23 protein-coding genes and 2 rRNA genes (1 of these 25 cut by a window edge) are annotated in these 26331 nt (G+C 63.6%); 13 read left to right on the top strand and 12 right to left on the bottom strand.

Annotation, left to right across the window (positions count from 1 at the left end; all coding sequences use genetic code 11):
- Nucleotides 1-39 precede the first annotated feature (39 nt).
- The gene (gene def / locus AC1DTQ_RS05035; protein WP_477848444.1) at nucleotides 40-561 is read right to left on the bottom strand and encodes a peptide deformylase; all 522 of its coding nucleotides are present in this window, start codon (nucleotides 559-561) and stop codon (nucleotides 40-42) included.
- A 158-nt stretch (nucleotides 562-719) separates the two neighbouring features.
- On the opposite strand from def, the gene AC1DTQ_RS05040 reads away from it, so the two are divergent.
- From AC1DTQ_RS05040 to AC1DTQ_RS05080, 9 genes are all read left to right on the top strand, one after another.
- Nucleotides 720-1904: a LysM peptidoglycan-binding domain-containing protein gene (locus tag AC1DTQ_RS05040; RefSeq protein WP_477848445.1), complete on the top strand. Its 1185-nt coding sequence runs from the start codon at nucleotides 720-722 to the stop codon at nucleotides 1902-1904.
- Nucleotides 1905-1986: 82 nt separating this feature from the next.
- On the top strand, nucleotides 1987-3114 hold the full coding sequence (gene dprA / locus AC1DTQ_RS05045; protein WP_477848446.1) for a DNA-processing protein DprA: 1128 nt from the start codon (nucleotides 1987-1989) through the stop codon (nucleotides 3112-3114).
- 41 nt (nucleotides 3115-3155) lie between these two features.
- On the top strand, nucleotides 3156-3629 hold the full coding sequence (locus AC1DTQ_RS05050) for a DUF494 family protein (protein ID WP_163839183.1): 474 nt from the start codon (nucleotides 3156-3158) through the stop codon (nucleotides 3627-3629).
- 51 nt (nucleotides 3630-3680) lie between these two features.
- Nucleotides 3681-4373, top strand: a complete 693-nt coding sequence (locus AC1DTQ_RS05055) for a GYF domain-containing protein (RefSeq protein WP_477848447.1) — start codon at nucleotides 3681-3683, stop codon at nucleotides 4371-4373.
- 78 nt (nucleotides 4374-4451) lie between these two features.
- A complete protein-coding gene (locus AC1DTQ_RS05060) occupies nucleotides 4452-5393 on the top strand; it encodes an RDD family protein (RefSeq protein ID WP_477848448.1) in 942 nt (313 codons plus the stop codon).
- Nucleotides 5394-5549: 156 nt separating this feature from the next.
- Nucleotides 5550-8111: a DNA topoisomerase I gene (locus AC1DTQ_RS05065; protein WP_477848449.1), complete on the top strand. Its 2562-nt coding sequence runs from the start codon at nucleotides 5550-5552 to the stop codon at nucleotides 8109-8111.
- A 60-nt stretch (nucleotides 8112-8171) separates the two neighbouring features.
- Nucleotides 8172-8735 carry an L-threonylcarbamoyladenylate synthase type 1 TsaC gene (tsaC, locus tag AC1DTQ_RS05070; protein ID WP_477848450.1) on the top strand — a complete coding sequence of 188 codons (564 nt, stop codon included), beginning with the start codon at nucleotides 8172-8174 and terminating at the stop codon, nucleotides 8733-8735.
- Between the two features lie 127 nt (nucleotides 8736-8862).
- On the top strand, nucleotides 8863-9522 hold the full coding sequence (locus AC1DTQ_RS05075; protein ID WP_477848451.1) for a DUF4124 domain-containing protein: 660 nt from the start codon (nucleotides 8863-8865) through the stop codon (nucleotides 9520-9522).
- Entirely contained in the window at nucleotides 9522-10166 is a 645-nt protein-coding gene (locus tag AC1DTQ_RS05080; protein ID WP_477848452.1) for a DUF4124 domain-containing protein, read from the top strand. Before AC1DTQ_RS05075 ends, AC1DTQ_RS05080 begins: the two co-directional genes overlap by 1 nt.
- 166 nt (nucleotides 10167-10332) lie before the next feature.
- Here the strand turns inward: AC1DTQ_RS05080 and AC1DTQ_RS05085 are convergent, their stop codons facing one another.
- Nucleotides 10333-11109, bottom strand: a complete 777-nt coding sequence (locus tag AC1DTQ_RS05085) for an SDR family oxidoreductase (RefSeq protein WP_477849127.1) — start codon at nucleotides 11107-11109, stop codon at nucleotides 10333-10335.
- Between the two features lie 57 nt (nucleotides 11110-11166).
- On the opposite strand from AC1DTQ_RS05085, the gene AC1DTQ_RS05090 reads away from it, so the two are divergent.
- Nucleotides 11167-11403 (top strand): hypothetical protein, encoded by a 237-nt coding sequence (locus AC1DTQ_RS05090; RefSeq protein ID WP_477848453.1) that lies wholly within the window; start codon nucleotides 11167-11169, stop codon nucleotides 11401-11403.
- Between the two features lie 54 nt (nucleotides 11404-11457).
- Here the strand turns inward: AC1DTQ_RS05090 and sppA are convergent, their stop codons facing one another.
- Both sppA and AC1DTQ_RS05100 read right to left on the bottom strand, forming a co-directional pair.
- Nucleotides 11458-13359, bottom strand: coding sequence for a signal peptide peptidase SppA (gene sppA / locus AC1DTQ_RS05095; protein WP_477848454.1), 1902 nt, complete (start codon nucleotides 13357-13359; stop codon nucleotides 11458-11460).
- Between the two features lie 51 nt (nucleotides 13360-13410).
- Nucleotides 13411-14808: an MATE family efflux transporter gene (locus AC1DTQ_RS05100; RefSeq protein ID WP_477848455.1), complete on the bottom strand. Its 1398-nt coding sequence runs from the start codon at nucleotides 14806-14808 to the stop codon at nucleotides 13411-13413.
- A 72-nt stretch (nucleotides 14809-14880) separates the two neighbouring features.
- On the opposite strand from AC1DTQ_RS05100, the gene AC1DTQ_RS05105 reads away from it, so the two are divergent.
- Nucleotides 14881-15195, top strand: a complete 315-nt coding sequence (locus tag AC1DTQ_RS05105) for a DUF4286 family protein (protein WP_477848456.1) — start codon at nucleotides 14881-14883, stop codon at nucleotides 15193-15195.
- On the opposite strand, the gene AC1DTQ_RS05110 is transcribed toward AC1DTQ_RS05105, so the two are convergent.
- Nucleotides 15189-15839, bottom strand: coding sequence for a DUF3106 domain-containing protein (locus tag AC1DTQ_RS05110; RefSeq protein ID WP_477848457.1), 651 nt, complete (start codon nucleotides 15837-15839; stop codon nucleotides 15189-15191). The genes AC1DTQ_RS05105 and AC1DTQ_RS05110 overlap by 7 nt on opposite strands.
- On the bottom strand, nucleotides 15826-16818 hold the full coding sequence (locus AC1DTQ_RS05115; protein ID WP_477848458.1) for a hypothetical protein: 993 nt from the start codon (nucleotides 16816-16818) through the stop codon (nucleotides 15826-15828). Before AC1DTQ_RS05115 ends, AC1DTQ_RS05110 begins: the two co-directional genes overlap by 14 nt.
- 458 nt (nucleotides 16819-17276) lie before the next feature.
- On the opposite strand from AC1DTQ_RS05115, the gene AC1DTQ_RS05120 reads away from it, so the two are divergent.
- On the top strand, nucleotides 17277-19640 hold the full coding sequence (locus AC1DTQ_RS05120) for a primosomal protein N' (protein ID WP_477848459.1): 2364 nt from the start codon (nucleotides 17277-17279) through the stop codon (nucleotides 19638-19640).
- A gap of 7 nt (nucleotides 19641-19647) precedes the next feature.
- On the opposite strand, the gene AC1DTQ_RS05125 is transcribed toward AC1DTQ_RS05120, so the two are convergent.
- Nucleotides 19648-21342, bottom strand: coding sequence for a VanW family protein (locus AC1DTQ_RS05125; protein WP_477848460.1), 1695 nt, complete (start codon nucleotides 21340-21342; stop codon nucleotides 19648-19650).
- Between the two features lie 288 nt (nucleotides 21343-21630).
- On the opposite strand from AC1DTQ_RS05125, the gene AC1DTQ_RS05130 reads away from it, so the two are divergent.
- Entirely contained in the window at nucleotides 21631-22914 is a 1284-nt protein-coding gene (locus AC1DTQ_RS05130; RefSeq protein WP_477848461.1) for an NAD(P)/FAD-dependent oxidoreductase, read from the top strand.
- Here the strand turns inward: AC1DTQ_RS05130 and AC1DTQ_RS05135 are convergent.
- From AC1DTQ_RS05135 to AC1DTQ_RS05155, 5 genes are all read right to left on the bottom strand, one after another.
- Nucleotides 22887-23354, bottom strand: coding sequence for a DUF1203 domain-containing protein (locus AC1DTQ_RS05135; RefSeq protein ID WP_477848462.1), 468 nt, complete (start codon nucleotides 23352-23354; stop codon nucleotides 22887-22889). The genes AC1DTQ_RS05130 and AC1DTQ_RS05135 overlap by 28 nt on opposite strands.
- A 122-nt stretch (nucleotides 23355-23476) precedes the next feature.
- Nucleotides 23477-24355: an RNA polymerase sigma factor RpoH gene (rpoH, locus tag AC1DTQ_RS05140; protein ID WP_477848463.1), complete on the bottom strand. Its 879-nt coding sequence runs from the start codon at nucleotides 24353-24355 to the stop codon at nucleotides 23477-23479.
- 108 nt (nucleotides 24356-24463) lie between these two features.
- A complete protein-coding gene (locus tag AC1DTQ_RS05145) occupies nucleotides 24464-25843 on the bottom strand; it encodes a dipeptidase (protein ID WP_477848464.1) in 1380 nt (459 codons plus the stop codon).
- 41 nt (nucleotides 25844-25884) lie between these two features.
- Nucleotides 25885-25999 (bottom strand): 5S ribosomal RNA (rrf, locus tag AC1DTQ_RS05150).
- Nucleotides 26000-26128: 129 nt separating this feature from the next.
- Nucleotides 26129-26331: ribosomal RNA gene (locus tag AC1DTQ_RS05155) — 23S ribosomal RNA — on the bottom strand (it continues 2677 nt past the right edge of the window).

Here is a 26331-nt window from a genome sequence, read left to right on the forward strand (position 1 = left end):
CACCGCCTTTTCGATTCCCTATTCCCTATTCCCGCGGCCTCAAGCCGCGTCGCCGGCCAGCTTGCGTTGCTTGGCCAGCTTCTTGCGCACCATCTCGCGTTTGAGCGGCGACAGGTAATCGACGAACAGCTTGCCTTCCAGGTGGTCCATCTCATGCTGGATGCACACCGCCAGCAAGCCGTCGACCTGCAGTTGCTGCGGCTGGCCGTCGCGATCGAGGAAACGCACATCGATGGAATCGGCGCGGGTCACATCGGCAAAGATGCCGGGCACCGACAGACAGCCTTCCTGGTAGACCTGCTCGCCGGTCCTGGAAAGGATTTCCGGGTTGATGAACACCTGCGGCCCGGACTTGTCCTCGCTGATGTCGATGACCATGAAGCGCTTGTGCACATCGACCTGGCTGGCGGCCAGACCGATACCTGGGGCTTCGTACATGGTTTCGAACATGTCATCGAGCAGGCGCTGGAACGCGGGATCGGAAATCTGCGCCGGATCCACCGACGCTGCCTTGGTGCGCAGCCGGGGATCGGGGAATTCGAGGATGGGGAGTAGTGCCATGGCGGTGGTGTAATGGGGATGCGGTAATGGGGATGCCGTCGGAATTCGGCAAGGCCTCACGAATTCTAACTCCCGAGCTTGCTTAGTGCCCGGGTTTCTGGACTATAGTGCGGACAACCTGTGGGGAACAGGTGAGAGAATCAAGGGTGGGGATCAGCATGTTCAGAAAATTTCGTACGGTTCTTGCCGCCGCCGCATTCATCGTGGCCACCTACGCTGCGGCCGCCGAAATGTCCGGCGCCCATCCCGACACCTACGTGGTGAAACGGGGCGATACCCTCTGGGATATCTCCGGAAAATTCCTGAAGAAACCCTGGCTGTGGCCGGAAATCTGGCAGGCCAACCCGCAAATCAAGAACCCGCATCTCATTTATCCCGGCGACGTGATCAGCCTGGCCTACCTGGACCGCGTGGCCCTGCAGCCGGGTCCGCGCCAGGAAGCGCCGATCGGGGCGATCCCGCTGTCGGACATCGAGCCTTTCCTGAAGAACCTGCGCGTGACCGACAGCTTCGAACAGCTGCCGCGCGTGGTGGGCCTGGAAGAGGACCGTCTGCGCAGCTCGGGCGGTCAGCTGATCTATAGCGTGGGCCTGGAAGGCGCCCAGGTCGGCCAGCGTTTCGCGGTCGTGCGCCCCACCCTGCGCTACACCCACACCCGTTTCGTTTCCAACGGGCGTTACGCGACCTATAAGGAAGATCTCGACTTCCGCGGCAAGCGCCTGGGTTCGCAGACCATCGACTGGGACCGCAGCTGGAACAGCGCCGCCCTGGATACCGGGCCGCAGCTCGAACTGCTGGGCTATGAACTGGCCCAGATCAGCGTCGGCACCCTGACCCGCGGCGTGGTACCCGGTTCGGACGCCAGCACACTGGCGCTGGAAGGCAATGGCCACGAAGTCCGCGTCGGCGACCGCCTGATTCCGGTCGAAGCCCAGCCCTATGACCTGCAGTTCTTCCCGCACGTGCCCAAGGTCTTGCAGCCCGAAGGCAAGCTTCAGATCGCCGCGGTAGCCAATGCCCTGACCTCGGGCGGCCCACGCGATGTGGTGGCCATTTCCGGTGGCACCCGCGAGGGAATCGACAACGGTACCGTGTTCTCCATCTGGCGCCAGGGCAGCCACGTTATCGATCGTCTGCATGATCCGGAAGACTCCCGCATGACCGAAACGCGCCCGAATTCGCGGACCAAGGCGGGCAGCAGCGACCACGTGCTCCCCGACGAATACGCCGGCCACGTGATGGTGTTCCGCACCTTCGAAAAGGTCAGCTATGGCCTGGTCATGGAAGGCACCAAGCCGGCGCGCGTGGGCTATGCGCTCAAGCATCCGGACGCGACCTACTGATTGCACTCGGTAGGAAACTTCCTAGGCAACAACACGACGGCGCCTGAAGGCGCCGTCGTCGTCTCCGGCCTAGTCTGGAGGGATGCACGAAGACACCCTCGCCCTGCTGAAACTGGTCCTTGCCGGCGGCGCCGTCGCGCCCAGACGCGGCCTGCTGGATGCGCATGCCACTCCCGCCCGCAGCCTTGCTGCCGGCGCATCCGCCTGGAGGGCGGCGGGCCTGACCGAAGCGCAGATCCAGCCGCTCCGCCAGCCCGATAACGAATTACTGCAACGCACGTGCCAGTGGCTGGGGCACGCACGTCATCACCTGCTGGGCTGGCACGATCCCGACTACCCGCCCCTGTTGCGGCGGATCAGCAGCCCGCCGCTGGCGTTGTTCGTGGATGGCGATCCGTCGCTGCTCTGGCGCGCGGGCGTGGCCGTGGTCGGCAGCCGCTCACCCACCGCCGGTGGACGCGACAATGCGTACTCCTTCGCCAAGACGTTCGCGGCATCCGGTACCTCGGTGATCAGCGGAATGGCGGCGGGTATCGATGCCGCCGCCCACGAAGCGGCGCTGGCAGCTCCGCAAGGAGTCACTGTCGCGGTTCTCGGCACCGGGCCCGACCTAGCCTATCCGCCGCGTCATGCTGGCCTGCGCGAGCGAATCGCGGCGCAAGGGGCCGTGGTCAGCGAGCACCCGCCCGGCACCCAGGCCAAGCCAGCGCATTTCCCCAGCCGTAACCGGATCCTGGCAGGGCTGGCCCTGGGCACCCTGGTGGTGGAAGCCACCGAGCGCTCCGGCGCCCTAATCACTGCGCGCCAGGCCGGCGACAACGGGCGTGAAGTATTCGCCGTGCCCGGCTCCATCCACAACCCGCTGGCGCGCGGCTGCCACCGGCTGATCCGGGAAGGCGCCGGCCTAGTCGAGAACGCGCAGGAGGTGCTCGACGCTCTGGTTCCGATGGCCAGCGAACTGGCCGATTTCCTGCGCGGGCGGCTTGCGGGCAGCCTCGTCCGTCCCCATATCGGTGCCAACGCCACACTTGCGCCGCTGAACCCCGACTACCAGCCCTTGTGGCTGGCGCTGGGCCACGACCCAACCGGTATGGATTTATTGGTCGAGCGGACCGGATTGACGGCCGCCGAACTGTCCTCCATGCTGCTGGTCATGGAACTGGATGGACGAGTAGCGGTCGAACATGGGCGCTACTCGCGCAAGACCTAGTTTCTTTCCTCCACAGCGTCAGGGACGCAGGCCGAGGGGCAATGAAAGAGAGCATCCTGGATGTACTGCTTTACCTGTTCGAACACTACTTCACTGAAGACGCGGACCCCGTTCGCGACCGCGACTCGCTCCAGAACGGCCTGATCCAGGCCGGCTTCAGCCCAACCGAGATCAGCAAGGCATTCGACTGGCTCGATGCCCTGGCCGAGCAGCGCCCGGCCGCCAGCGAGCCGCGCATCGGCGGTCCCACCCGTGTCTATCACGGTCCCGAGCTGGAAAAGCTCGACGTGGAATGCCGTGGCTTCCTGCTGTTCCTGGAACAGCATGGGGTACTCGATGCCGACCAGCGCGAGCTGGTGCTGGACCGCGCCATGGCCCTGGACCAGGACGAACTGGACCTGGACGACCTGAAATGGGTGGTGCTGATGGTGCTGTTCAACCAGCCCGGCTCGGAAGCCGCGTACGCATGGATGGAAACTCAGATGTTCGACGACGAACCTGAACCGGTACACTGAGTAGCAGTGACCTTCCCCGCCTCGGGAAAGGACGAACCTTGCAGGGAACGCATGAGCGACTGGTATTACTCCACCGGTGGCGATCAACGCCAGGGACCGCTGACCACGGACGATCTGGTCGCGCAATTCCGTTACGGCCGCATTGGCCTGGACACGCTGGTCTGGCGGGAAGGTCAGGGGCAATGGCAGCCGCTTGGCGATTTCGCCGCCGAGTTGGGCCTTGCTGGAGGTAATGGCGAACCGCTTCCGCCACCCCTGCCCCCACCTCGCCCGGCATTCAATCCGCAACCCTTATCCGCCCCACCGAAATCCGGCATGTCTGGCTGCATGATCGCGGTCATCGTGGCCGCGGCGCTGGCTATCCCGGTGATCGGCATCCTGGCCGCAATCGCCTTGCCCGCTTACAACGATTACACCTTGCGCGCGAAAGTCGCGATGGCGCTTCCAGTCGCCGAACCGATGAAGCCAGCGTTGATTTCCCACTTGGAGCGCGAACAGACCTGTCCCAGCAACGAGGACGCCGATTTCGCCGCGCCCGAGCGCTACGCCAGCGGCAACGTCGCCTCGATCACGTTCGGCCAATTCGAAAGCGATTTGTGCGGCATGGAATTGAGGCTCACCGTGCCCGGCAAGGCAGCGCTGGACGGCAAGGCGGTGTGGCTGGAGTACGACCCGTCTGATTCGTCCTGGCATTGCAGTTCTGAAATCGACGACAAGTACTTGCCGGCGCAATGCCGCGGATAGCGGCTGCCTGTTCCATGCGTTAACGTCTGCTCTGATCCAGCCGCTCTAATCCAGCATTTTTGATCGAAGGGAAAATCGATGTCCAATTGGTACTACGCCGATGCCGAACGCCAGCGGCAAGGCCCGCTGACGGCGGATGAGCTAGCCCAACGCTTTCACCAGGGTCGTCTGCGACTGGACACTCTCGTGTGGCGCGACGGTTTGGCCGATTGGCAGCCGCTGCGCGACTTCAGCGACGAACTGGCGCTGCACCAGGCGCCGGCGGAAACTTTCTACACCCCCGTCGAACCCGCGGTAGCAATCCCCGCCAGCGAGACGAAGCCTGTCTTCGAGGAATCCAGCGCACGCACAGATTCGCCCTACGCGCCACCTAGCGCGACCCTGACTTCCGATGAGGCGTTTTACGGTGGCGGCGAAGTGGTCTATGCCGGCTTCTGGAAGCGCGTGGCGGCTTATCTGATCGACGCTTTCGTGATCGGCATCGCCACTCAGGTCGTGCAGCTGGTGGTGATGGGCGTGTTCTTCGGCATCGGCGCCTCCAGCATGAGCAACCCGGAAACCATGTTCGCCAGCGGTACCGGCATCCTGTTCGTGGCGGCGCTCTACCTGGTGCCGTTGGCCATGAACGCCGCCTACTACGCGGCTTTCCACGCCTCTTCCAAGCAGGCCACGCTGGGCAAAATGGCGGTGGGGATCAAAGTGGTGCGCACCGACGGAACCCGCATCAGCCTGGCGCGCGGCGTCGGCCGATTCTTTGCCACCATCCTGAGCAGCCTGATCATCGGTATCGGTTTCCTGATGGCCGCCTTCACCGAGCGTAAGCAAGCCCTGCACGACATGGTCTGCGACACTCTGGTGGTCGACAAGTGGGCCTACACCGCCCATCCGGAGTGGCAGAAGCGCGAACTCGGTACTGTGACCGTGGTCATTCTGGCGATTTTCGGCGTATTGATGCTGGCTGCTTTGGCGGTGTTCGCATTGGCCATCGGCATGGCGGCTTCCGCCGGCAACTGGAACTGAACCCGATCGGCCCTGCTTGACAGGCAGGGGTCCGGCGTGATTCCACTATAAATAGAAGAAACCTGAACGCCCGGGGCACACACCCCGGGCGTTGGCTTCTACGCCAACCCCATCTGAAGGACACTCGCCGGCCCTGCTGGCGCTCGAACCCAACCAATGCCCAAGCACCTGCTCATCGTCGAATCGCCCGCGAAAGCCAAGACGATCAACAAATACCTCGGCAAGGACTTCACCGTCCTGGCCTCTTATGGCCACGTCCGCGATCTGATCCCGAAGGAAGGGGCGGTCGACCCCGACCAGAACTTCGCCATGAGCTATGCGCTCATCGACAAGAACGAGAAGCATGTGGAAGCCATCGCCAAGGCCGCCAAGGGCGCCGACGACATCTTCCTGGCCACCGACCCGGACCGCGAAGGCGAGGCCATCAGCTGGCACATCGCCGAGATACTGAAGGAACGCGGGCTGCTCAAGGACAAGCCGCTGCACCGGGTGGTGTTTACCGAGATCACCCCGCGTGCGATCAAGGAAGCGATGACCAAGCCGCGCCAGATCGCCGGCGACCTGGTCGATGCGCAGCAAGCCCGTCGCGCACTTGATTATCTGGTGGGCTTCAACCTGTCGCCGGTGCTGTGGCGCAAGGTGCAGCGCGGCCTGTCCGCCGGCCGCGTGCAGTCGCCGGCGTTGCGCATGATCGTGGAACGCGAGGAGGAGATCGAAGCCTTCGTCGCCCGCGAGTACTGGAGCATCCAGGCCGAGTGCGCGCATCCGTCGCAGGCTTTCACCGCCAAGCTGACCAAGCTGGACGGACAGAAGTTCGAACAGTTCACCATCACCGAAGGCGACACCGCCGAAGCGGGCCGCCTGCGCATCCAGCAGGCCGCGCAGGGCGCGCTGCATGTCACCGATGTGGTCAGCAAGGAACGCAAGCGCCGTCCGTCGCCGCCCTTCACCACTTCCACCCTGCAGCAGGAAGCCTCGCGCAAGCTTGGCTTCACCACCAGCCGCACCATGCGCGTGGCGCAGAAGCTCTATGAAGGCATGGCGATCGGCGACGAAGGCACGGTCGGCTTGATCAGCTACATGCGTACCGACTCGGTCAGCCTGTCGGCCGAAGCGGTCGGCGAGATCCGCGACGTGATCGCGCGTGATTTCGGCACCCAGGCGGTGCCGGACAAGCCGAACGTCTACGTGACCAAATCCAAGAACGCGCAAGAAGCGCACGAGGCGATCCGCCCGACCTCCGCGTTGCGCACACCGGCACAGGTGGCGCAGTATCTGGACGACGACGGCCGCCGTCTGTACGAGCTGATCTGGAAACGCGCCGTCGCCTGCCAGATGGTGCCGGCCACCATGAATACGGTGAGCGTGGATCTGGCCGCGGGTAGCGAGCACGTGTTCCGCGCCAGCGGCACCACCATCATCGATCCCGGCTTCCTGGCCGTGTACGAGGAAGGCAAGGACAACAAGACGTCCGAAGACGAGGACGAAGGCCGCAAGTTGCCGGCGATGAAGCCGGGCGACCGCGTTCCGCTGGACCGCATCCACACCGACCAGCATTTCACCGAGCCGCCGCCGCGTTTCTCCGAAGCCTCGCTGGTGAAGACGCTCGAGGAATACGGCATCGGCCGGCCGTCGACCTATTCGTCGATCATCCAGACCCTGCTGTTCCGCAAATACGTGGAACTGGACAGCCGTCGCTTCAAACCCAGCGACGTAGGCCGCGCGGTCAGCAATTTCCTCAGCGGACATTTCACCCAGTACGTCGACTACGACTTCACCGCCAAGCTCGAGGATGAGCTGGATGCGGTGTCGCGTGGCGAAGAGGACTGGATCCCACTGATGGAACGATTCTGGACGCCGTTCAAGAAATTGGTGGAAGAAAAGAAGGAATCGGTCGACCGCAGCGAAGCCACCGGCGCGCGCGAACTTGGCTCCGACCCCAAGACCGGCAAGCCGGTCAGCGTGCGCCTGGGCCGTTACGGGCCATATGCGGCGATCGGCAGTACCGCCGAAGACGCGGAAGACAAGCCCACCTTCGCCTCGCTGCGTCCCGGCCAGAGCATGCACACCATTTCCCTGGAGGACGCGCTGGAGCTGTTCAAGCTGCCGCGCAAGCTGGGCCAGGACAAGGACGAGGAAGTCAGCGTGGGCATCGGCCGCTTCGGTGCATTCGCCAAGCGCGGCAGCGTGTATGCGTCGCTTAAAAAGGAAGACGACCCGTACACCATCGACCTGGCGCGCGCGGTATTCCTGATCGAGGAGAAGGAAGAAATCGCGCGTAACCGCATCATCAAGGAATTCGACGGCAGCGAGATCCAGGTGCTCAACGGCCGCTACGGTCCTTACATCAGCGACGGCAAGCTCAACGGCCGCATTCCCAAGGATCGCGAACCCGCTTCGCTGACCCTGGAGGAAGTGGTGAAGCTGATGGAGGAGACCGGCAAGCCGATGCGCAAGGGCTTCGGCAAGAAGACGGCGGCGAAAAAAACGGCGGTGAAGAAGGAAGCGGCGCCGAAGAAGGCGGCATCCAAAAAAGTCACGAAGAAAACCGCGGCGAAGAAGACGGCGACCAAGAAGACCGCTGCGAAAAAAACCGCCGCCAAGAAAACCACCGTGCGCAAACCCGTCGCCGCCGCAGTGGAGCCGGCCAAATCCCTGCTGACGCCTTCGGCCAACAGCGAAGTAGGCAAGAAACGGATCGTGAAGGCGGCCAAGTAGCCGGGGCGATAAACTTCGTCTGTGAGCGGGCATCACGATCCGCAAATACATGCATCGCCCATGACCGCGCCGCTTCTCTCCATTCCCGAAGCCGCCACCGCCCTGCAAACCGGTGGCGTCATCGCCTACCCGACCGAAGCGGTCTGGGGCCTGGGCTGCGATCCGCGCGACGAGGTGGCGGTGTTGCGGCTGCTGGCGATCAAACAGCGCACGGTCGACAAGGGGCTAATCCTGATCGCCTCGCAATACGAACAATTGCGCCCCTTCCTAGACATCACCGCGGTGCCTACCGGGCGCCTGGCTGAAGTGCTGGCCAGTTGGCCCGGCCCGCATACCTGGGTCATGCCGGCCGCAAGCTCCGCGCCGCGCTGGGTAACCGGTGCTCATGCCGGCATCGCTGTACGCATCAGCGCGCATCCGCTGGTGATCGAACTCTGCAACGCTTACGGCGGCGCCCTAGTCTCCACCAGCGCCAATCGGGCAGGACAACCAGCGGCGCTGGTTCGCGAGACGCTCGACCCGCTAGTGCTGGAGGGCGTGGATGGACTGGTGGCCGGGGAAACCGGCGGGTTGGGCGAGCCCACCGCCATCCGGGATGCGCTGACAGGGGCGGTGATCAGGTAGGTCGGGCTATGCCCCCGACAGGCGCGGTGTCGGGTCCCGTATGTCGGGGACGTAGCCCCGACCTACCAGCTGAACCATCCAACCGGCTTCCCTTTTCCGCCTCCCCCGATGCGCGCAAGATGCGTGCATGCCGCAACTCCTACGCCCTTCGCTGCTACTCCTGTTCCTGGCCTGGACGGCCTCGCCAGCGCGTCTGCACGCGCAGGAGGTCACGATCTATCGCTGCATCGGTGCAGCCGGCAAGCTGACTCTGCGCGACTCGCCTTGCGCGAAGGGCGAAACCCAGGAAGTACGTTCCATGCAGCGGCCCAAAGATCCTGCGCCCGTTGCGCCGCCGGTGACGAAAGCCGCTCCGCCACCAGCCCCGCCGCCGCAGCGTCAAGTGCAGGTCATCTACCGCACGCCACCACGCCCGATGTACGAATGCGTCACCGCCGACGGCGAGCAGTACACCAGCGACAACGGCGAAGGCAATCCGCGCTCGGTTCCGTTGTGGACACTGGGTTATCCGATGTGGTCGCATCATGGCGGCTCCGGTGGCGGCGGAACCCGGCCGCCTGACGACCGTCGTCCGCACCTACCCGGCGCAATCGTTCCGGGCGGCTATACCTGGGTTCGTGACGAGTGTCATGCATTGCCGCAGCAGGAGGTCTGCTCACGGCTGTCCGACCGGCGATATGAAATCATCCGCCGCTACAACAGCGCGTTGCAGAGCGACCAACACCGCTTGGAGCTGGAACAGCGCGGCATCGATGCGCGCATCGCCAATGACTGTGGAAATTATTGATGAAGTTCCGATACACCTTGATCCTGCTGTTGTTGGCCTCGCCCGCGAGTGCGGACGAAGTGGTGTTCTATCGCTGCACCGACGCCAGTGGCGCATTGACACTGCAGAACATGCCATGTCCGAAAGGCGCCAAGCAGGAAAAGAAGGTCATGCAAGGCGTGAGCACGGTGCCGATGGGGGACGCCGCGTCGGCGAAGCCGGTGCCGTCCAGCGCGCCGCCCGCCTCCGCGTCCTCGGCGGCAACGCCGGTCGTCCCCGCCGCGCCGAAACCTTCCGAAGTCGTCGCGGACAGCGGCACCGAGCCCGCGGTCGAGAATCGTTTGCCGCCACCGATTCTTTTCCAATGCACGACCTACGACAAGGACACCTACATCACCGAAAGCGAGGAACCGCAATCGCGTTGCATCTCCCTGCGCACGGTCGGCTTGGACGGCAATCCCCAGACCGGCGCCGGCGAAGCCTGCGAGATGATGCGCGACCAGTGCGCGCGCGTAGCCGATGGCGCGCTGTGCGAGGCATGGAAGAAACGCGTGGGAGAAACCGAAGTAGCTGCACGCTACGCGCGACCCGGCAATGAAGCGAAGAACAAGGCAGAGTTCGAGCGTACCCGCAAGATTTATCGCGAAAGCACCTGCGAGGAGTGAGCTTTCCTTCTCCTTCGGGAGAAGGTGCCCGAAGGGCGGATGAGGGCATGGGGTGTCAGCTTGTAATGTAAGTTGGATGGGTAGTCACTGCCATGCCCTCATCCGTCGCTTCGCGCCACCCCGTATCAAGTACGGGGCAGGCTCTTCTCCCGATGGGAGAAGGGAATCAAAAGCCGTAGCGTAAGAATCCCCCATCCACCGCGATGCATTCGCCGGTGATGTAGCTGGCCGCCGGCAGGCACAGGAAGGCAACCGCCGAAGCGACTTCTTCCGGCTCGCCGATGCGCCGCATCGGAGTGCGGTCTATCACTTCCTCGTAGTAATCCGCATCGGCCAGCTTGCCCGACGTACGCCGCGTGCGGATGTACCATGGCGCTACCGCATTGACGCGTACGCCGTCCTCGGCCCATTCCACCGCCAAGTTGCGGGTGAGCTGCTGCAGCGCGGCCTTGGTCATGCCGTAGGGCGCCCCGCTGCGCACGGCAGTGACGCCCGACACACTGCCGACGTTGACGATGCTGGATACCGCGTGCCTGGTCAGCAGGGGATGCGCGTAACGCGAAAGTTCGAACGCCGAAAAAAGATTGATCTCGAAAATCCCGCGCCATTCGTCCTCAGTGTAGTCCACCGTGGCCTTGGTCAGATTGCCGCCCGCGTTGTTGACCAGAATATTGAGGCCGTCGGCGTGATCTTCCACCCAATCGAGTATTTCGCGGCGGTCTTCGTCGTCGGCGACATCGGCGGCCATGGCATTGATGGAGCGCTCTGGAAATTCGTCGAGCAATTCGTCGCGCACCGCTTCCAGTGCATCGGCATCGCGCGCGACCAGCATCGCATCGGCGCCGAAAGCCAGCAGTTCGCGGGTGATGGCCAGGCCGATGCCGGCGCTCGCGCCGGTGATCAGCGCCAGTTGTCCCTCCAGTCGCCAGCGGTTTGGAGTCATCGCATCGCCCTTCACGGATGGGCGTAGCATACCGCCACGCCCTGCGGAGATGCCGTCATGAATGCACCGAAGTTCCGTATCGCCCTGATCGCCTTCGCATTGACGGGCCTTGCCGCTTGCAAACCCGAACCGCCGCCCACCGACGAGCCTCCCGAGCCCAAGGCCGTAGCGGCCGACAATACCGAACTGCGCGATGCGATCCAGAAACCGATCGACCAGGCCAAAGCCGTCGACGGAGCGGGGCAGGAAGCGGCGGACAAACAACGCGCCGAGATCGACGCGGCCGCGAATTAGCGGCGTAGACAGACTTAGCCGCTTCTCCCCGATGCGGGGAGAAGCGTCACTTCCTCACAACCCGCAGAAGCAATACACCAGCGCCTTGACCGGCGCGCCGTTGCGGCCGTTGGCGGCCTGCTCGACGAAGCGCAGCTGCGCGTCGGTTTCCGGCATGGCTTTGGCCAACAGCGCGCGGGCGAAGTCGGAATCCTTGAGCCAGGCCGCGCCCAAGCGGCTGCCGGCGAAACCGCTCATGAACTGCGAGAACGGCGAGGCCATTTTCTCGATGTAGCGCACGCGGTATTTGTCCGGCTTTCCCAGCTTGGCGCGCGCGGCGGCATCGGCGACGGCGGCCTCGAAGCCACCGAGCTCGTCGACCAGCCCGCGTTCTTTCGCCTGCGCGCCGCTCCACACGCGGCCGCGGGCGATCGCGTCGACCTCTTCCACCGGCTTCTTGCGTGCGGCGGCAACCTTGCCGGTGAAATCGGCGTAGCCCTTGTCGATCACCGACTGGATCACGCGGCCCACCGCCGGATCCATCGGCCGGGTAATGTCGAACGCACCGGCGAAACGCGTGGTGCCCACGCCGTCGGTATGTACGCCCACCTTGTCCAGCGTACGGGTGACGTTGGGAATCAGACCGAAGATGCCGATCGAACCGGTGATGGTCGACGGATCGGCATAGATGCGATCGGCGTTCATCGAAATCCAGTAACCCCCGGATGCGGCCAAGTCGCCCATCGACACCACTACCGGCTTGCCGGCGGCCTTCAGTGCGGCGACTTCGCGACGGATCTCTTCGGACGGATATACGCCGCCGCCCGGCGAATCCACACGCAGCACCACGGCCTTCACGTCTTCATCGTCGCGCGCCTCACGCAACAGCGCGGAAGTGGACTTGCCGCCGATGGTGCCGGCCGGCTGTTCGCCGTCGGTGATTTCGCCTGCGGCGACCACTACCGCCACCTGCGGACGCTCGTCGCCGATGCGCACCGTTTTCGCGTCCAGCTGAGCTAGGTAGCCGCCCAACGAAACGCTGCGGAAACCGTTGTCGGAATCCTCATCGGCCACGCCGCGTTCGGTCAGCAGCGTCTCGACTTCTTCCTGCGTCTTCAATCCGTCCACCAGCTTCTGCTGCAGGGCGAATTTGGCCAGATCGCCACCGGCGGCCGCGATGCCTTCGGGCAAGGTGTCGATGCCCGAGGCCAGTTGTTCCGGCGACAGCTTGCGAGCCTTGGCGATATCGGCCAGATAACGCTGCCAGATATCGTTCATCCAGAACAGATCGGCTTCCTTGGATTCCTTGGAAGCGGCGTCGAGGATGTAGGGTTCGGCGGCGGACTTGAATTCGCCCACGCGGAACAGGTGCACGTCCACGCCCAGCTTGTCCTGCAGGCCCTGCCGGTAGTACTGCCGGTAACGACCGAGACCTTCCAGCAGCATGCTGCCCATCGGGTCGATGTAGATCTCATTGGCCTGCGCAGCTAGCAAGTACTGCGACTGGTCCAGGTTCTCGCCGAACGACACGATCTGTTTGCCCGAAGCGCGCAGGCGCGCCAGCGCCGCAGCGAGTTCGCGCATCGAGGCGTAACCGCTGGGCTGCAGTTGGTCCACGCGCAACAGCACGCGCTCGATGTTTTTGTCGTCCTTGGCCGCGTCGATGGCGCGGACCAGGTCGCGCAGCTGCACTTCCTCGGCGTTCTTGTCGCCGAAAGCCTTGGCCAGCGCGCGCGTGGCCGGATCGGCGCTGTACTGTTCGACCAGCTTGCCCTCCGGCGCGATCACCAGCGTAGTCCGATCCAGCAAGGGCTTCACCCCGTTGCCGCGCCCCACCGCCGCCACGAAGATGAGCAGGAACAGGAACAGCAACCCGAAGAACAGGAAATTGAGGATCAACCTGCGGGTGAAATTCATCACGTTCCACAGGCCGACAAAGAAGGCGGCAATGGGACCGCGATGGACGACTTGATTCATGGGGGGCGAGCTCCGGATAACCGAGGTCAGCTTACCGGTTGCCCGCCGCGCTTACATGCCCCGTAAGTCACTGCCCGGGATTTGTGAGGCGGTAAGGCCCAGCAGGCGCCTGCTGCTGCGTTGGAAGCGCGTGGCCATCAGCACCGCCGCGGCGGTCAGGCCCAGAATCAGCCCCATCCACATCCCCTGGGGCCCCCAACCCAGCCCCAGGCCCAATCCGGCGCCCAGCGGCATGCCCAGGCCCCAGTAGGAAAGCACCGCCAGCCACATTGGCACACGCGTGTCCTTGAGCCCGCGCAGCGCGCCGGCCGAAAGCACCTGGATGCCATCGGGAAACTGGAACGCCGCCGCGTACAGCAACAGGCTGCTGGCCAGGCCCGCCACCGCCAGATCGCGCGTGTACAGCGCCACCACCGCATCGTGGCCCAGCAGCAACGCGGTGGCCGCCAACGCCTGCGTCGCCAGCACGATCACGTAGCCCGCATGCGCAGCGCGGCGGATGCCGAGCGCGTCGCCCGCGCCCAGCGCATGGCCCACGCGCACGGTGGTCGCTTCGGCCACGCCCATCGGCACCATGAAGCACAGCGCTGACACGTTGATCGCGATTTGGTGTGCCGCCGCCGGTACCGCGCCCAAGCGTGCGATCAGCAACGCGGTGGCGATGAACAAGCCGCCTTCCATCAGCACGGTCACGCCGATCGGCAAGCCGGTGCGCAGCAGTTGCGCGATCGGTTTGACATGCGGGCCGTCGAAGCGCGCGAACAACCGGAGGTGGGCGAAGCGTTCCGTATTCCACAGATAGAGGGCGAAGGCGACAGCCTGCGTCCACATCATGATCGCCGAGGCCACGCCCAGCCCGCCGGCGCCCATTTCCGGCAAGCCGAACCTGCCGAAGGTGAATGCATAGCCGAGCGGCGCGAGCAGCGCCAGGCCGCCGAAACCGATCAACATGGTCGGCAGGGTCCAATGCATGCCCTCGCTCAGATAGCGCATGCAGAAGAACAGCGTCAACGCCGGCGCTCCCCAGCGGATGCCGTGCAGGAAGCCGCGGGCGCCGGGAATGATCTCCGCAGCGATGCCGAACGGCGCCAGTGCATAAGGAATCAGGCTGAGAAAGACGAACATCAACAATCCCAACCCCAGCGCCAACCACAGCGCCTGCCGGAACAACGGGCCGATCTCTGCGCGGCGCCCGGCGCCGTTCAACTGCGATACCGACGCAGTGAGCGAGATCAGCGTGCCGATAGGCACCATCATCGGCAGCCACAACAGCGCCGTGCCGATGGTGACCGCAGCCAGCGTCTGCGTGCTGTGGTGGCCGGCGATGACGTTGTCGACGAAACCGATCAAGCCGGTGGACACGTGGCCCAGCACCAGCGGCAAGGCGAGCGTGGCCGTGGCGCGTACTTCAGTGCCGAAGCGCGGGGTGTGGGAAGGTTGGGAAGTCATGGAGGCGATCGTCCGACTGCGGTCGCGCGGACGCGCTGGCGCCGGGTCGGGAGGCCGGGTAGTCTAAACCGCATGTCGGTGATCTATGAAGTCAATCTAGCCGTCGACCGCGAAATCGCCGTCGAGTACCGCAGCTGGCTGGCGACGCATGTGCAGGAAATGCTCGCACTGCCCGGCTTCACCGGCGCGCGCATCATGGAAACCGTGCAGGACGACGCCGACGCGGCGGAAACCGTGTTCTGCACCCAGTACGAACTGGTCGACCAAGCCGCGCTCGACGACTATCTGCGCGTGCATTCGGGCCGAATGCGCGCCGACGGGGTCAGCCGTTTCGGCGACCGGTTCCGTTCCACTCGCCGCGTATTGCGCGATCTGCAAAGCTACTGAATAAGTTTGCGCCGCAGCCAGGCCGCCACTTCCGACGGCGGTACCGCCAACAACTCGCTGCGCAACGCCTGCCGATCCTGCGGCGGCGTGCGCTGCGCCAGCACGGCTAGGTCGATACGCTGCTGCGCATTCATGCTTCGCAACCTAGCCAGCAGCGGCCGGCGTTGCGGCGCGGGAACATAGGCCAGCAACGGATGCAGCGCGGCGTAGTCGCGCCCCAACGCCGGCCCCAACTGCCAACCATGCCGCTGCACATCGTCTAGCGCATCGAACTGCGCACGCAAGGCCTGCTTGCGTTCCGGCGCGAACGCGTCGACCTGGGCCGCAAGCGCGCGCAGGCTGACGCGTTCGTCGGCATCGAGCTGCAGCCACGCCTGGTAACGCGCGCGGCGTTGCTCGCGTTCGCGGGACGGCAACGCATTCCAGGCGGCGAGACGTTGCCCGAATTGCACGCGCTGTTCGGGTGTCATCGCTTGCAGCCGGGCCTGCCGCTGGCTTTGGGTCATCGCCATTTGCTCCGACGCCCCCTCTGCCGAAACCCGCAGGGGCTGCGCCAGCAAGACCACCAGCAAGCCGGCGAGAATTCCAGCGCCGCGCCAATGGCGGACCAGTCCGTTCACGGGCGATCGGTCAGAACTGCGCATCGGTAGTCTCCGTTCCCGTGGCTGTCGACGCCGCCACCTCTTCTGCTTTTTCTTCCGAAGCATCGGAGGGCGCGCTGGCGCCAGCCGCGTACCAGGCCAGGAAATCCGCATCGCGCGCGACCGCTTCGTCCTGCGGTTCGAGCAGCAGTTCGAAATCCGGATGCGTGAGCAGGGCGGTGGTGGCATCGAACCTCGCCGCGGGCGGCTGCTCCGGTATCTCTTCGACCGCGATTTCCACCTGGTCCTGCAGACGCTGGACGCCGCCATCGAGGTTGGCGCCGGCGCCGCGCGACGCTTGCCATTGCGGCCACCACCAGGTCGCCGCCAGTGCGGCTGCACACAACGCCAGTACCAGCACGACCCAGGGCCAACGCCGGTGCCTCGACTGCGCCTCGATCGGCGAACGTGTGGCGGTGGCAGGGCGTTCGATCTTCGTGCCCAGGATCGCCGCTTCCCGTAGGCGCGCCAGATGCGCCAGCCGTTGCGGCGGCAATTCGCGCAGCAACGATTGAATCGCTTCGGCCAGCGCGCGCCAGGCCAGCGCGTCGGGTTGTCCACTGGCATCGCGCGGGCAGGCCGAAGCCAGCGCCTGCTCGTGGACTTCCGGGACGATGCCCAGCACCGCTGCGGCCTCTTCCTCCGGCAGACTCGCCGCCAGTCGCAGCAACAGCGCCTGCCGGGGCAGGGACTGTAAGCCGGCCAGCGCTTCGACGCCTGCCGGCCATTGCGCCGGCGCTGCGGACTGGCGCAATTGCGGCGTCGCCACCAACAGGGCCCAGAAGCGCCGCGGCCACTCGGCCATCGGCAGAGTGCCGGCACGATTGCGGAACGCGCGCATGGCGGCCGCTAGAGCGTTGTCGCCCGCCTCGCGGTCGCCGCACTGGAGTTCGGCGAACAGTGCGCCCCGGCGTTCGACGCCACGCAGGAACGCGGAGAGAGCGGCCGGCGCGGACGCGGCGTCATTCAAGTTGCTGGGCATCGTGGAACCGGGGGATTCGTCGCCGCATCATAGCTGCGCGCAGGCATTTCCAGAGTACGAAATGTCGCTTGACAGATTCCCAAAACCTGCTCTCCCAAGCGCCATAAGGGTTTGCGCCAAAACACGTTGTGCACAGCCGTCACCGGAATGTCACACGCCTGTCCGGAGACAGCCCCGGCATTCGCATTACAATCCTGTTTCACGAGCAAGCTATTGATATTAATTGAGTTTCAGGTGTTGGCGTTTTTTTAGCCAACCTCACGCCGAAGCTTGCTGGAAGCCTCCGGAAGCGTGGAGCAAGGGTTTGATGCACAGTTTTATCCACAGACCATGTGGATAAAGCAGAATCTCCAGGCGCAACCGCGACTTGCGTGATTTTCGTCACTCCCCAGGTAGCAATGACGTGCAACTGCAGCACGCTTCGCGAGGGGCTTGCGGCGGTCGGTAAACTGGAGCCGATGCGCTCCGATTCCACCCTCCCGTTCCCCACTCTCCAGGTCGTCCTGCCTCTGCCCTTGCCGCAGTGGTTCGACTATCTGCCGCCGCCCGACCATTCGCCCGACACCGATGACATTGGCAAACGGGTGCGGGTGCCGTTCGGTTCGCGCGAGATGATCGGCGTGGTGGCCAGTATCGGCGAGACGAACGGCGACGGACCCGAATTGCGCCGGGCCCTGGACTTGCTGGATACGGCCCCATTGCTGCATGGCGAGCTGCTGGCTTCCCTACGCTGGCTGGCGCGCTACACGCATGCGCCCCTGGGGGAGGTGCTGGGCACCGCATTGCCGACGCTGTTGCGCCAGGGCGAACCGATGCCGGACACGCACGCCTGGGCCTGGCGGCTGACCGTGTCTGGCGAGGACGGAAGGGAACGGCTGCGCCAAGGCACGCGCCCGCGCCGGTTCGCCGAGCTGCTGCACGAAGGCGCGCGCGAGGAGGACAGCCTGGATCTGCACATGGACGACTGGCGCAGCGCGGCGCGCGCTTTATCCAAGCGCGGCCTGGTCGAACGCGTGGCGGTTCCCGCCTCCAGCCTTGCGCCGTCGCCGCAGACAGGGCCTGAACTTCATGCAGAGCAGCAAGCGGCGGTGGAGGCGATTCTCGCCACGCGAGGCTTCGCGCCGTTGCTATTGGATGGGGTGACCGGCAGCGGCAAGACCGAGGTCTATCTGCACGCGATCGCCGATTGCCTGCGGCGCGGCAAGCAGGCGCTGGTGCTAGTGCCGGAGATCGGTTTAACCCCGCAGACCCTGGCCCGCTTCCGGCAACGCCTCGGCGTGCCGGTGCTAGCGCTGCATTCGGGCTTGAACGACAACGAGCGCGCACGCGGCTGGGCTGCCTTCGCGCGCGGCGAGGCGAGGGTAGCGGTGGGCACGCGTTCGGCGGTATTCACGCCGCTGCCCGACGCCGGCCTGATCATCGTCGACGAGGAACACGACGGCAGCTACAAACAACAGGACGGCATGCGCTACCACGCGCGCGATTTCGCGCTCGTCCGCGGCAAGGCGCTAGACGTACCGGTCATTCTGGGCAGCGCCACGCCGTCGTTGGAATCGCTGCATAACGCCATCGGCGGACGCTATGCGCATCTGCGGCTCCGTCAGCGCGCGGGCGATGCCAAGCCGCCTTCGGTGCGCGTGCAGGACGTGCGCAAGCGCCCGCTCGAAGCGGGACTGTCTGCGGAAACGATGGCTGCGATCGCAAACGCCTTGCAGGCCGGCGGACAGGTACTGGTGTTCAAGAACCGGCGCGGCTACGCACCAGTTCTGATGTGCCACGACTGTGGCTGGAGCGCGCAATGCAAGCGATGCGGCACGCCGACGAAAAGCTCTCCGATGACGGTGCACGGTGCCGGCCGCCGCCTGCAATGCCATCACTGCGGCGCGCGCCAGGCCGTGCCGCCCGCGTGTCCGGATTGCGGCGGGTTGGCGTTGCAACCTCAGGGCATCGGCACCGAGCGCATCGAAGAGATGTTGATGGAGAAGTTCATCGACGTGCCTGTATTGCGCATCGACCGCAGCACCACCCAACGGCGCGATGCGCTGGCCGGCCACCTGGAAAAACTCGGCGACCGCCCCGGCATCCTGATCGGCACGCAGATCCTGGCCAAGGGCCATGATCTGCCGCACCTGACCCTGGTCGTGGTGGTGGGTGTGGACGAAGGCCTGTTCTCGGCGGATTTTCGCGCCAGCGAGAAACTCGCCCAGCAATTGATCCAGGTCGCTGGTCGCGCGGGACGCGCACGCAAACCAGGCGAAGTTTGGCTGCAAACCCACCATCCGGACCACCCGCTGCTCAACACCCTCATCAACGGCGGTTATCACGCTTTTGCGGAAAGCGAGCTGGAGCAGCGGCAGGCCGCAGGCTTCCCCCCATTCGCGCATCTGGCTTTGTTGCGTGCGGAAGCCAAGCATGTTGATGCCGCGAACGCCTTTCTGCATGCAGCCAAGTCGGCGCTGACGGCTGCATTCCCTTCTCCCGCCGGGAGAAGAGCCCGCCCCGTACTTGATACGGGGTGGCACGAAGCGACGGATGAGGGTACGGCAAAGTCATTGCCTTCCCAGCCTTCGCTGACTTCGCCGTACCCTCACCCCAACCCCTCTCCCGGCGTGAGAGGGGCTCAAAACATTGAAATTCAGGGACCTATCCCCGCCCCCATGTCCCGGCGCGCCGGCATGCACCGCATGCAACTCTTGCTGTCGTCGCCCAATCGCCGCGAGTTGCATGCACTCTTGGATTCCGCATTGCCCGCCATCTACGAATTGCGCGAAGCGCGCAAGACGCGCTGGTCGCTGGATGTGGACCCGCTGGATCTCTACTGACGGCTCCTCAAGGGCGCAGGGTCGCCAGCAGTTCGCCTATTTTTGCACGCAATCTCTCTGTGTCGCCCTCGGCCACCTTATGCCATGGCAGTTCACTCGGCAGGCCGCATGCTTGGGTTGCGATTACCGGCTTACCCCTTGCAATTGCGCGCAACAAGCCGCGTGGTTGATGCTCTATCCATGCGGGCAGAACCACAATGTCGGTGACATCGACACCTTCGCCGATGGATCCAACGCGCATGACCTGGAAGCCCCGCCAGAAATCCGCATGATCTTCGGCGCCTGGCGGAAGCAGTACCTCTATGGGCAAACCGACCAAGGCTTCGCGGAGTTCGATCGCTCCCTTGCGCGCCAAAGACGATGCGGGAAGCAGCACGCGCGGAGGTCTTCCCGCCGTCCGTGGCTCGATCGTTTGCAAAGCAGGAGTTTGCCATGGCAAAGGTAATGCGCGTGCCCCCGCCATGCGCAGTATCTCAGCATGGGGTGTGATCCAGTGCATCGCGCGCTCCAGCGCATTTCTTTCCGCCTCCGCTAGCATAGGGTCGGCGCGAAAGTCGGATAAGGTTCGGCTTGACGGATGGAGCGCGAACGCCCTATCGAGTCTCCGTTGTATTTCGTGCATGGGCAACGCCGTCATCAACACATCGAACGAACGTCCATTCAATTCGCCCGCCCTCCATAGAAAAGGCAACACGCTCTGCGGTACTACTAGATGCGTATCCTCGTAGCCGAGCCGGCGTGCGTAGGCGCCAGCGATTAGCTGATGACCACCCAGCCTCGCTTGCGGCAACGCCTTTCCCCGCCAGAGCAGCCAGCGGCGGACTGCCTTGGCTCTCGTTGCGGCTATACGCTCGCGTAGACCCGCCCTATATGCGAAATCCAGCACCCTGTCCTGCCCGGCCTTTTCGGATTTGCGATAGGCGCTGAATTCAGGCCAATCATCATCTTCCACGAGCCAGGTTCGGCGGATGCTAGAAGACTCTGCGGCCCCGTACCGGTGACATTCCGTTTCGCCGCAGCTGGCGCAATCCCCGATGGACACAGACTTGCGCAGGGCGGGCGCTAATGGAACTGCGGCCGGCGATGCCGGAGCATGGCCGCGTATTGAGACATGCAGTTCGTGCGCATCAAGAGCCACCTCAAGACGCCACGGCCAAGGGGCACGGAAACGCAGGTCCAAATAGTTCCAGAATACTGTGGCGTCGCGATCGCTTTCCGCCAGCGAACCCGGTACTACACGCGAGTGGCGATGGCGCTCCACCACCTCTAGCCCGGCGCGAACCGCGCTGTCGTACAGCGCACCGGAAAGCTGGCATAGTCCGCCGCCGATCGCAGGAACCAAGCAGCCTTCCCGCAACTCTCTGCCCATGACGAAACCGCGTCGCTTGCGCGCTCGCCCCACCTGCTTCCAGAAACTGAAAACTTCACCTGACGGGACTTCGATCCCATTAAGCGAGCGAGCCGCCACACGCAGGTTGTGAATTTTTCCTGTGACCAGATGTTCGGCCGCTTCCTCAGCTGGCCATAGTGGGCTGCGGAACTCTGCCAGCACCGGCGCATTACAGAGCACAGACGCTTGGAATTGCCCGCGCACGGATCCGGATAGATCGAGCAGTGAACGACGCCACCGGAACGCACAAGCCTTGGCTTCGAAAAGCAGGCTCTGCCAGCGCGTAGGCAGCCGATCTTCGGCGATTTGCATTGGCCTCATGCCACCGGCTCCCACCAACCGCTGTTCAATAGATATGCGCACGGATTAAGACCAATCCGTCCCCTAAGCAAGCATATATGGCCCATAACCAATGCTTTCTACAAGTGCTCTAGCCGGACCGCAAAACCTATGCCGCACCCACAGTTCACGGCGCGGCTTATGGACGGCGGGGTCGTTTGGGCCGACCGACACGCCTACACTGTATTCCCGCTTTGCCTTGCCGAGACGCTATTCCAGCAGAATAGTCGGAATTCGTAATCACCTAATGCCGAGCCTTCCATGATTTCCAACCCGCTTCCGCACATCGTCGTCATCGGCGGCGGTTTCGCCGGCCTATGGGCCACGCGCGCGTTGGCCGCTTCGCCGGTTCGCATTACCTTGGTCGACCGCTGCAACCACCACCTGTTCCAGCCCTTGCTCTACCAAGTGGCGACCGCAGGTTTGTCGTCGCCCGATATTGCCGCGCCGCTGCGTCATATCTTGCGCAAGCAGAGCAATGTGGAAGTGCGGCTGGCGGAAGTCGATGGTATCGATGTTTCGGCGAAACGGATCTCCCTCGATGACGGCAGCCGCCTGGATTTCGACTATCTGCTGCTGGCCAGCGGCGCTACTCACGCCTACTTCGGGCACGACGAGTGGGCCAAACATGCGCCGGGCCTGAAGACACTGGACGATGCGCTGCAGCTGCGCCGGCATCTGTTGCTCGCGTTCGAGCGCGCCGAGGCCGAGCCGGATCCGGTCAAGCGCGCCGCCTGGCTGAATTTCGCCATCGTCGGCGGCGGCCCGACCGGGGTGGAACTGGCGGGCACGCTGGCGGAAATCGCGCGCCATACGCTGACCAACGAATTCCGCAACATCAATCCGTCGGATGCGCGCGTGCGCCTAATCGAAGCCGGACCACGGGTGCTGTCCTCGTTTCCGGAAGACCTGTCGGAGAAAGCGCGCAGGCAGCTCAAGAAGCTTGGCGTCGAAGTTTCCACCGGCACCGCGGTAACGGACATCGACGAATCCGGTTATCGGCTGGGCGATGAATTCATCGCCGCACGTACCGTGGTCTGGGCGGCAGGGGTAGCGGCCTCGCCGCTAGCCAAATCCCTTGGTGCGCCGCTGGATCGCGCCGGTCGCGTGCAGGTACAGACGGACCTAAGCGTGCCGGGATATCCGGAAGTCTTCGTTGCCGGCGACCTGGCGTCGGTGCAGCAGGACGGCAAGCCCGTGCCGGGCGTCGCCCCTGCGGCCAAACAAATGGGCCGGCACGTCGCTAACGCGATCCGCGCGCGCCTGGAGAGCAGACCGGCGCCGATTTTCCATTACAAGGATTACGGAAATCTCGCCACCATCGGCCGGATGGCGGCGATCGTGCATTTCGGAAAATTGAAACTCTCGGGTCTGCTGGCCTGGTGGTTCTGGCTGGCTGCGCACGTGTTCTTCCTGATCGGATTCCGCAATCGCCTGGTGGTGCTGCTCAACTGGGCCTGGGCGTACTGGAGCTATCAGCGCGGCGCGCGGATTATCCTGGGCAGCGACGAGGACAATCAGCAGCGGTCTACTCGACAGGAGTAGCAGCCAGGGCGTGCATTGTGGAGATGCAGATAGTCGATCTGAGGGAGAGCGAACAGGTTGGTGATGCAGGCCTCCAGCGCGTTCCCTTCTACCACTTCCGCAGCGTGCATCCACCCCTCGGCATCGTAGGCCCGCACCGACATCAGGCGGCGATGCAAGAAAGGCGGAACCGAATCTTCGAACACGGCAGCGGCATGAGCGTGTTCCCGCACATAAATGGGACCGCTCGCCCGGTACGGTCCTGCGACCGCATGGTGCTCGTAAGGCAATAGCAAAAGCATTTCGCCTTGCTGCGCATCCCGCAGCGATACCCGGCAAGGAAATCCGTGGGAGTCGGCGGCCGTCAGCCGACGGATATCGAGCGCGGCCAGTTGCGTGTCGTCGTAGGCGAACAAAGCCTGGAAAATTTCCGGGGCCAAGCCTGAAATGCGGTAAGCCATGATCCACTCCTGCTGTTGGTGGCGACAGCATGAATGCGATGAGACGCGTGCGATATCCGATTCTTGCGCAAACGAAAAACGGCCCCGTTTCCGGAGCCGTTTCGATATCGCCGGGCTGCCGCTTAGGCCGCGAACAGCGCCTTCATCTTCTTCAGCGCATTGGCCTCGATCTGGCGGATGCGTTCGGCCGACACGCCGTATTCGTCCGCCAGTTCCTGCAGAGTGACCTTGTTGTCGTCATCCAACCAGCGGCGCATGACGATGTCGCGCGAACGCTTGTCCAGACCCGCCATGCCTTCGCGCAGTAGCTCCAGCTTGTTGCCTTCGCTATCGGCGCGCTCGTAGGCCTGCGACGGATCTTCGTCCTGAGTCATCAGGTAGGCGCCCGGCGACGGCGGCGCGTGATCGTCGTCCTCGTCGGAGGGTGCATCGAAACCGATATCGCGGCCGGAAAGACGCGATTCCATTTCCAGCACTTCGCGCTTGGACACGTTGAGATCGGCAGCGACCGCAGTGACCTCGGCATCGTTCATCCAACCCAGGCGCGTCTTCGACTTGCGCAGGTTGAAGAACAGCTTGCGCTGCGCCTTGGTCGTGGCGACCTTGACGATGCGCCAGTTCTTGAGGATGAACTCATGCATCTCGGCGCGGATCCAATGCACGGCGAAGCTGACCAGGCGCACGCCCATTTCGGGATCGAAACGCTTGACCGCCTTCATCAGGCCGATGTTGCCTTCTTGGATCAGGTCGCCCAGCTGCAGGCCGTAGCCGTTGTAGCCGCGGGCCACGTGCACGACGAAACGCAGGTGCGAATGCACGAGTTCACGGGCGGCGTCGAGATCTTCGGCGTCGCGATATCGACGCGCCAGTTCCTGCTCTTCGTCGACCGTCAGCACCGGAATCTGGTGCACAGCGCCGATATACGCATCGAGCGAGCCGAGCGCGCTGGGAATAGGAAGGTTGTTTGCCACCATGGCGGTGGCTGCAGTGGTCTGGTTCATGGCAGTCATTTTAGCAGTCGCGAGGTTCGACTGCTAAACAGGAAAAGAGTTCCATCGTTTCGCAGGTAGAACAGCAAGGCTTGATCATCTTTCTACAAGTATTTGTTTTCAATGAGATTTTTTCCGCTTCTTTTCTGCAGTGGTCTGAACCGCCCGCATCGTCCTCAGCAGATTGCCACCCCAAATATTGCGGATATCCCGCTCGCTATAACCTGCCGCCAGCAACCGCTCGGTGATTCTCGGCAGTGCCGAGACGTCCTCCAGTCCGGCGACCCCACCCCCGCCATCCCAATCGGCGCCGATGCCGACGTGTTCCGGGCCGGCGACTTTCAGGATGTGCAGCAGGTGGCGCATGTAGTCGTCCAGATTCGCGCGCGGCACCGGATATTTGCGGTCTATCTCCGCTTGGTCGCGGAGCCATTGCTGTATCTGCGCCGGACTCAATTGACTGTATTCGCCGAAGTGCTTGTCGAGCGCTGCCATTTCCGCATCGCGTTGCGGAATTTTCGGCACCGGAATCAAATAGCCGCTGTAGGCGTTGACGTGAATTACGCCGCCCTTGGCGGCCAGCTTGCGAATACGCGCGTCGTCGATGTTCCGTGGATGCTCGTAAATGGCATCGGCGCTGGTGTGCGAAAGCACGATCGGCGCTTTCGATAATTCGACGAGTTGGTCGAATACCTGATCGCTGGCGTGGGAAGCATCCAACAAGATGCCTAGTCGGTTGGCTTCCTGGACCAGCGCACGTCCCTTGTCGCTGAGCCCGTTCCATTCGTGCCCGGCCGGATCGGTGGAAGAATCGCCGAAATCGTTATTGCTGGTGTGGGTGATACCGAGCATCCGCAGTCCCAGCTTGTGGTACGCGGTAAGCAGGCTTGGATCGCTGGCTAGAGGCGAGGCGTTCTCCATGCTGATGAAGACCACGCGCTTGCCGGCTTTTTCGATGCGCACCGCATCGTCCGCGGTGAGGGCCAGTTCGAAATCCTGGGGGTGCGCGGCGACCATTTCGCGGATGGCGGCCAATCTGACCAGACCATGATCTCTTGCCTGGCGATTGCCTGCCTCGTCGCGCTTGTCCTGTGCCGTATAGATCACCCAGAAGCCGCCGTCGAGGCCTCCTTGCTTCATCCGCGGCAGATCCACCTGAGCGAATTCGCCATCCTGATCGTGACGCTCGAGGATGTTCCAACCCGGGCGATGGAGATTGGAAGGCGTATCGAGGTGCGTATCCAAAACGATGGCGCTTTCATGCAATTGCCGGGCTCTCGGCGAGACGGTTTCATCCGCTTGCGCATTGAGGGAAAACAGCACCAGACCTGCGCACCACCATTTCGCAATCATCGTAAGCTCCCCGGTTTCGAGCGATGTTAGCAATCCTGCGATGTTGGCGCTGTAGATCGAACAAACAAAAACGCCACTCCTCGCGGAAATGGCGTTTTGGGCAAAGACCCTGGCGATGGCCTGTTGCGGCCGCGCCTGCGGGCGCAAAAGAAAACGCCGGATCTTTCGATCCGGCGTTTGGGGTAAGACCCTGGCGATGACCTACTCTTGCATGGCTTAAGCCACACTACCATCGGCGCAGCTGCGTTTCACTTCCGAGTTCGGGATGGGATCGGGTGGTTCCACAGCGCTAATTTCACCAGGGAGACGGTTGGAGCGTCGCTCATACCTATAAAAATAGGAGTGGCGCCTGTCTCTCATAAGGTCTTGGGAAGTAGTTTGCTATTTAGATTTCAATCGACGTGTGTCGAGACTAAAGCAACTTGAGGTTATATGGTCAAGCCGCACGGATCATTAGTATCAGTTAGCTCAATGCATTGCTGCACTTACACACCTGACCTATCAACGACGTAGTCTTCATCGTTCCTTTAGGGGGCTTGTGCCCCGGGAGATCTCATCTTGAGGCGCGCTTCCCGCTTAGATGCTTTCAGCGGTTATCGCTTCCGAACGTAGCTACCCGGCAATGCCACTGGCGT

The sequence above is a fragment of the Pseudoxanthomonas sp. P4_B2 genome, assembly GCF_056402315.1.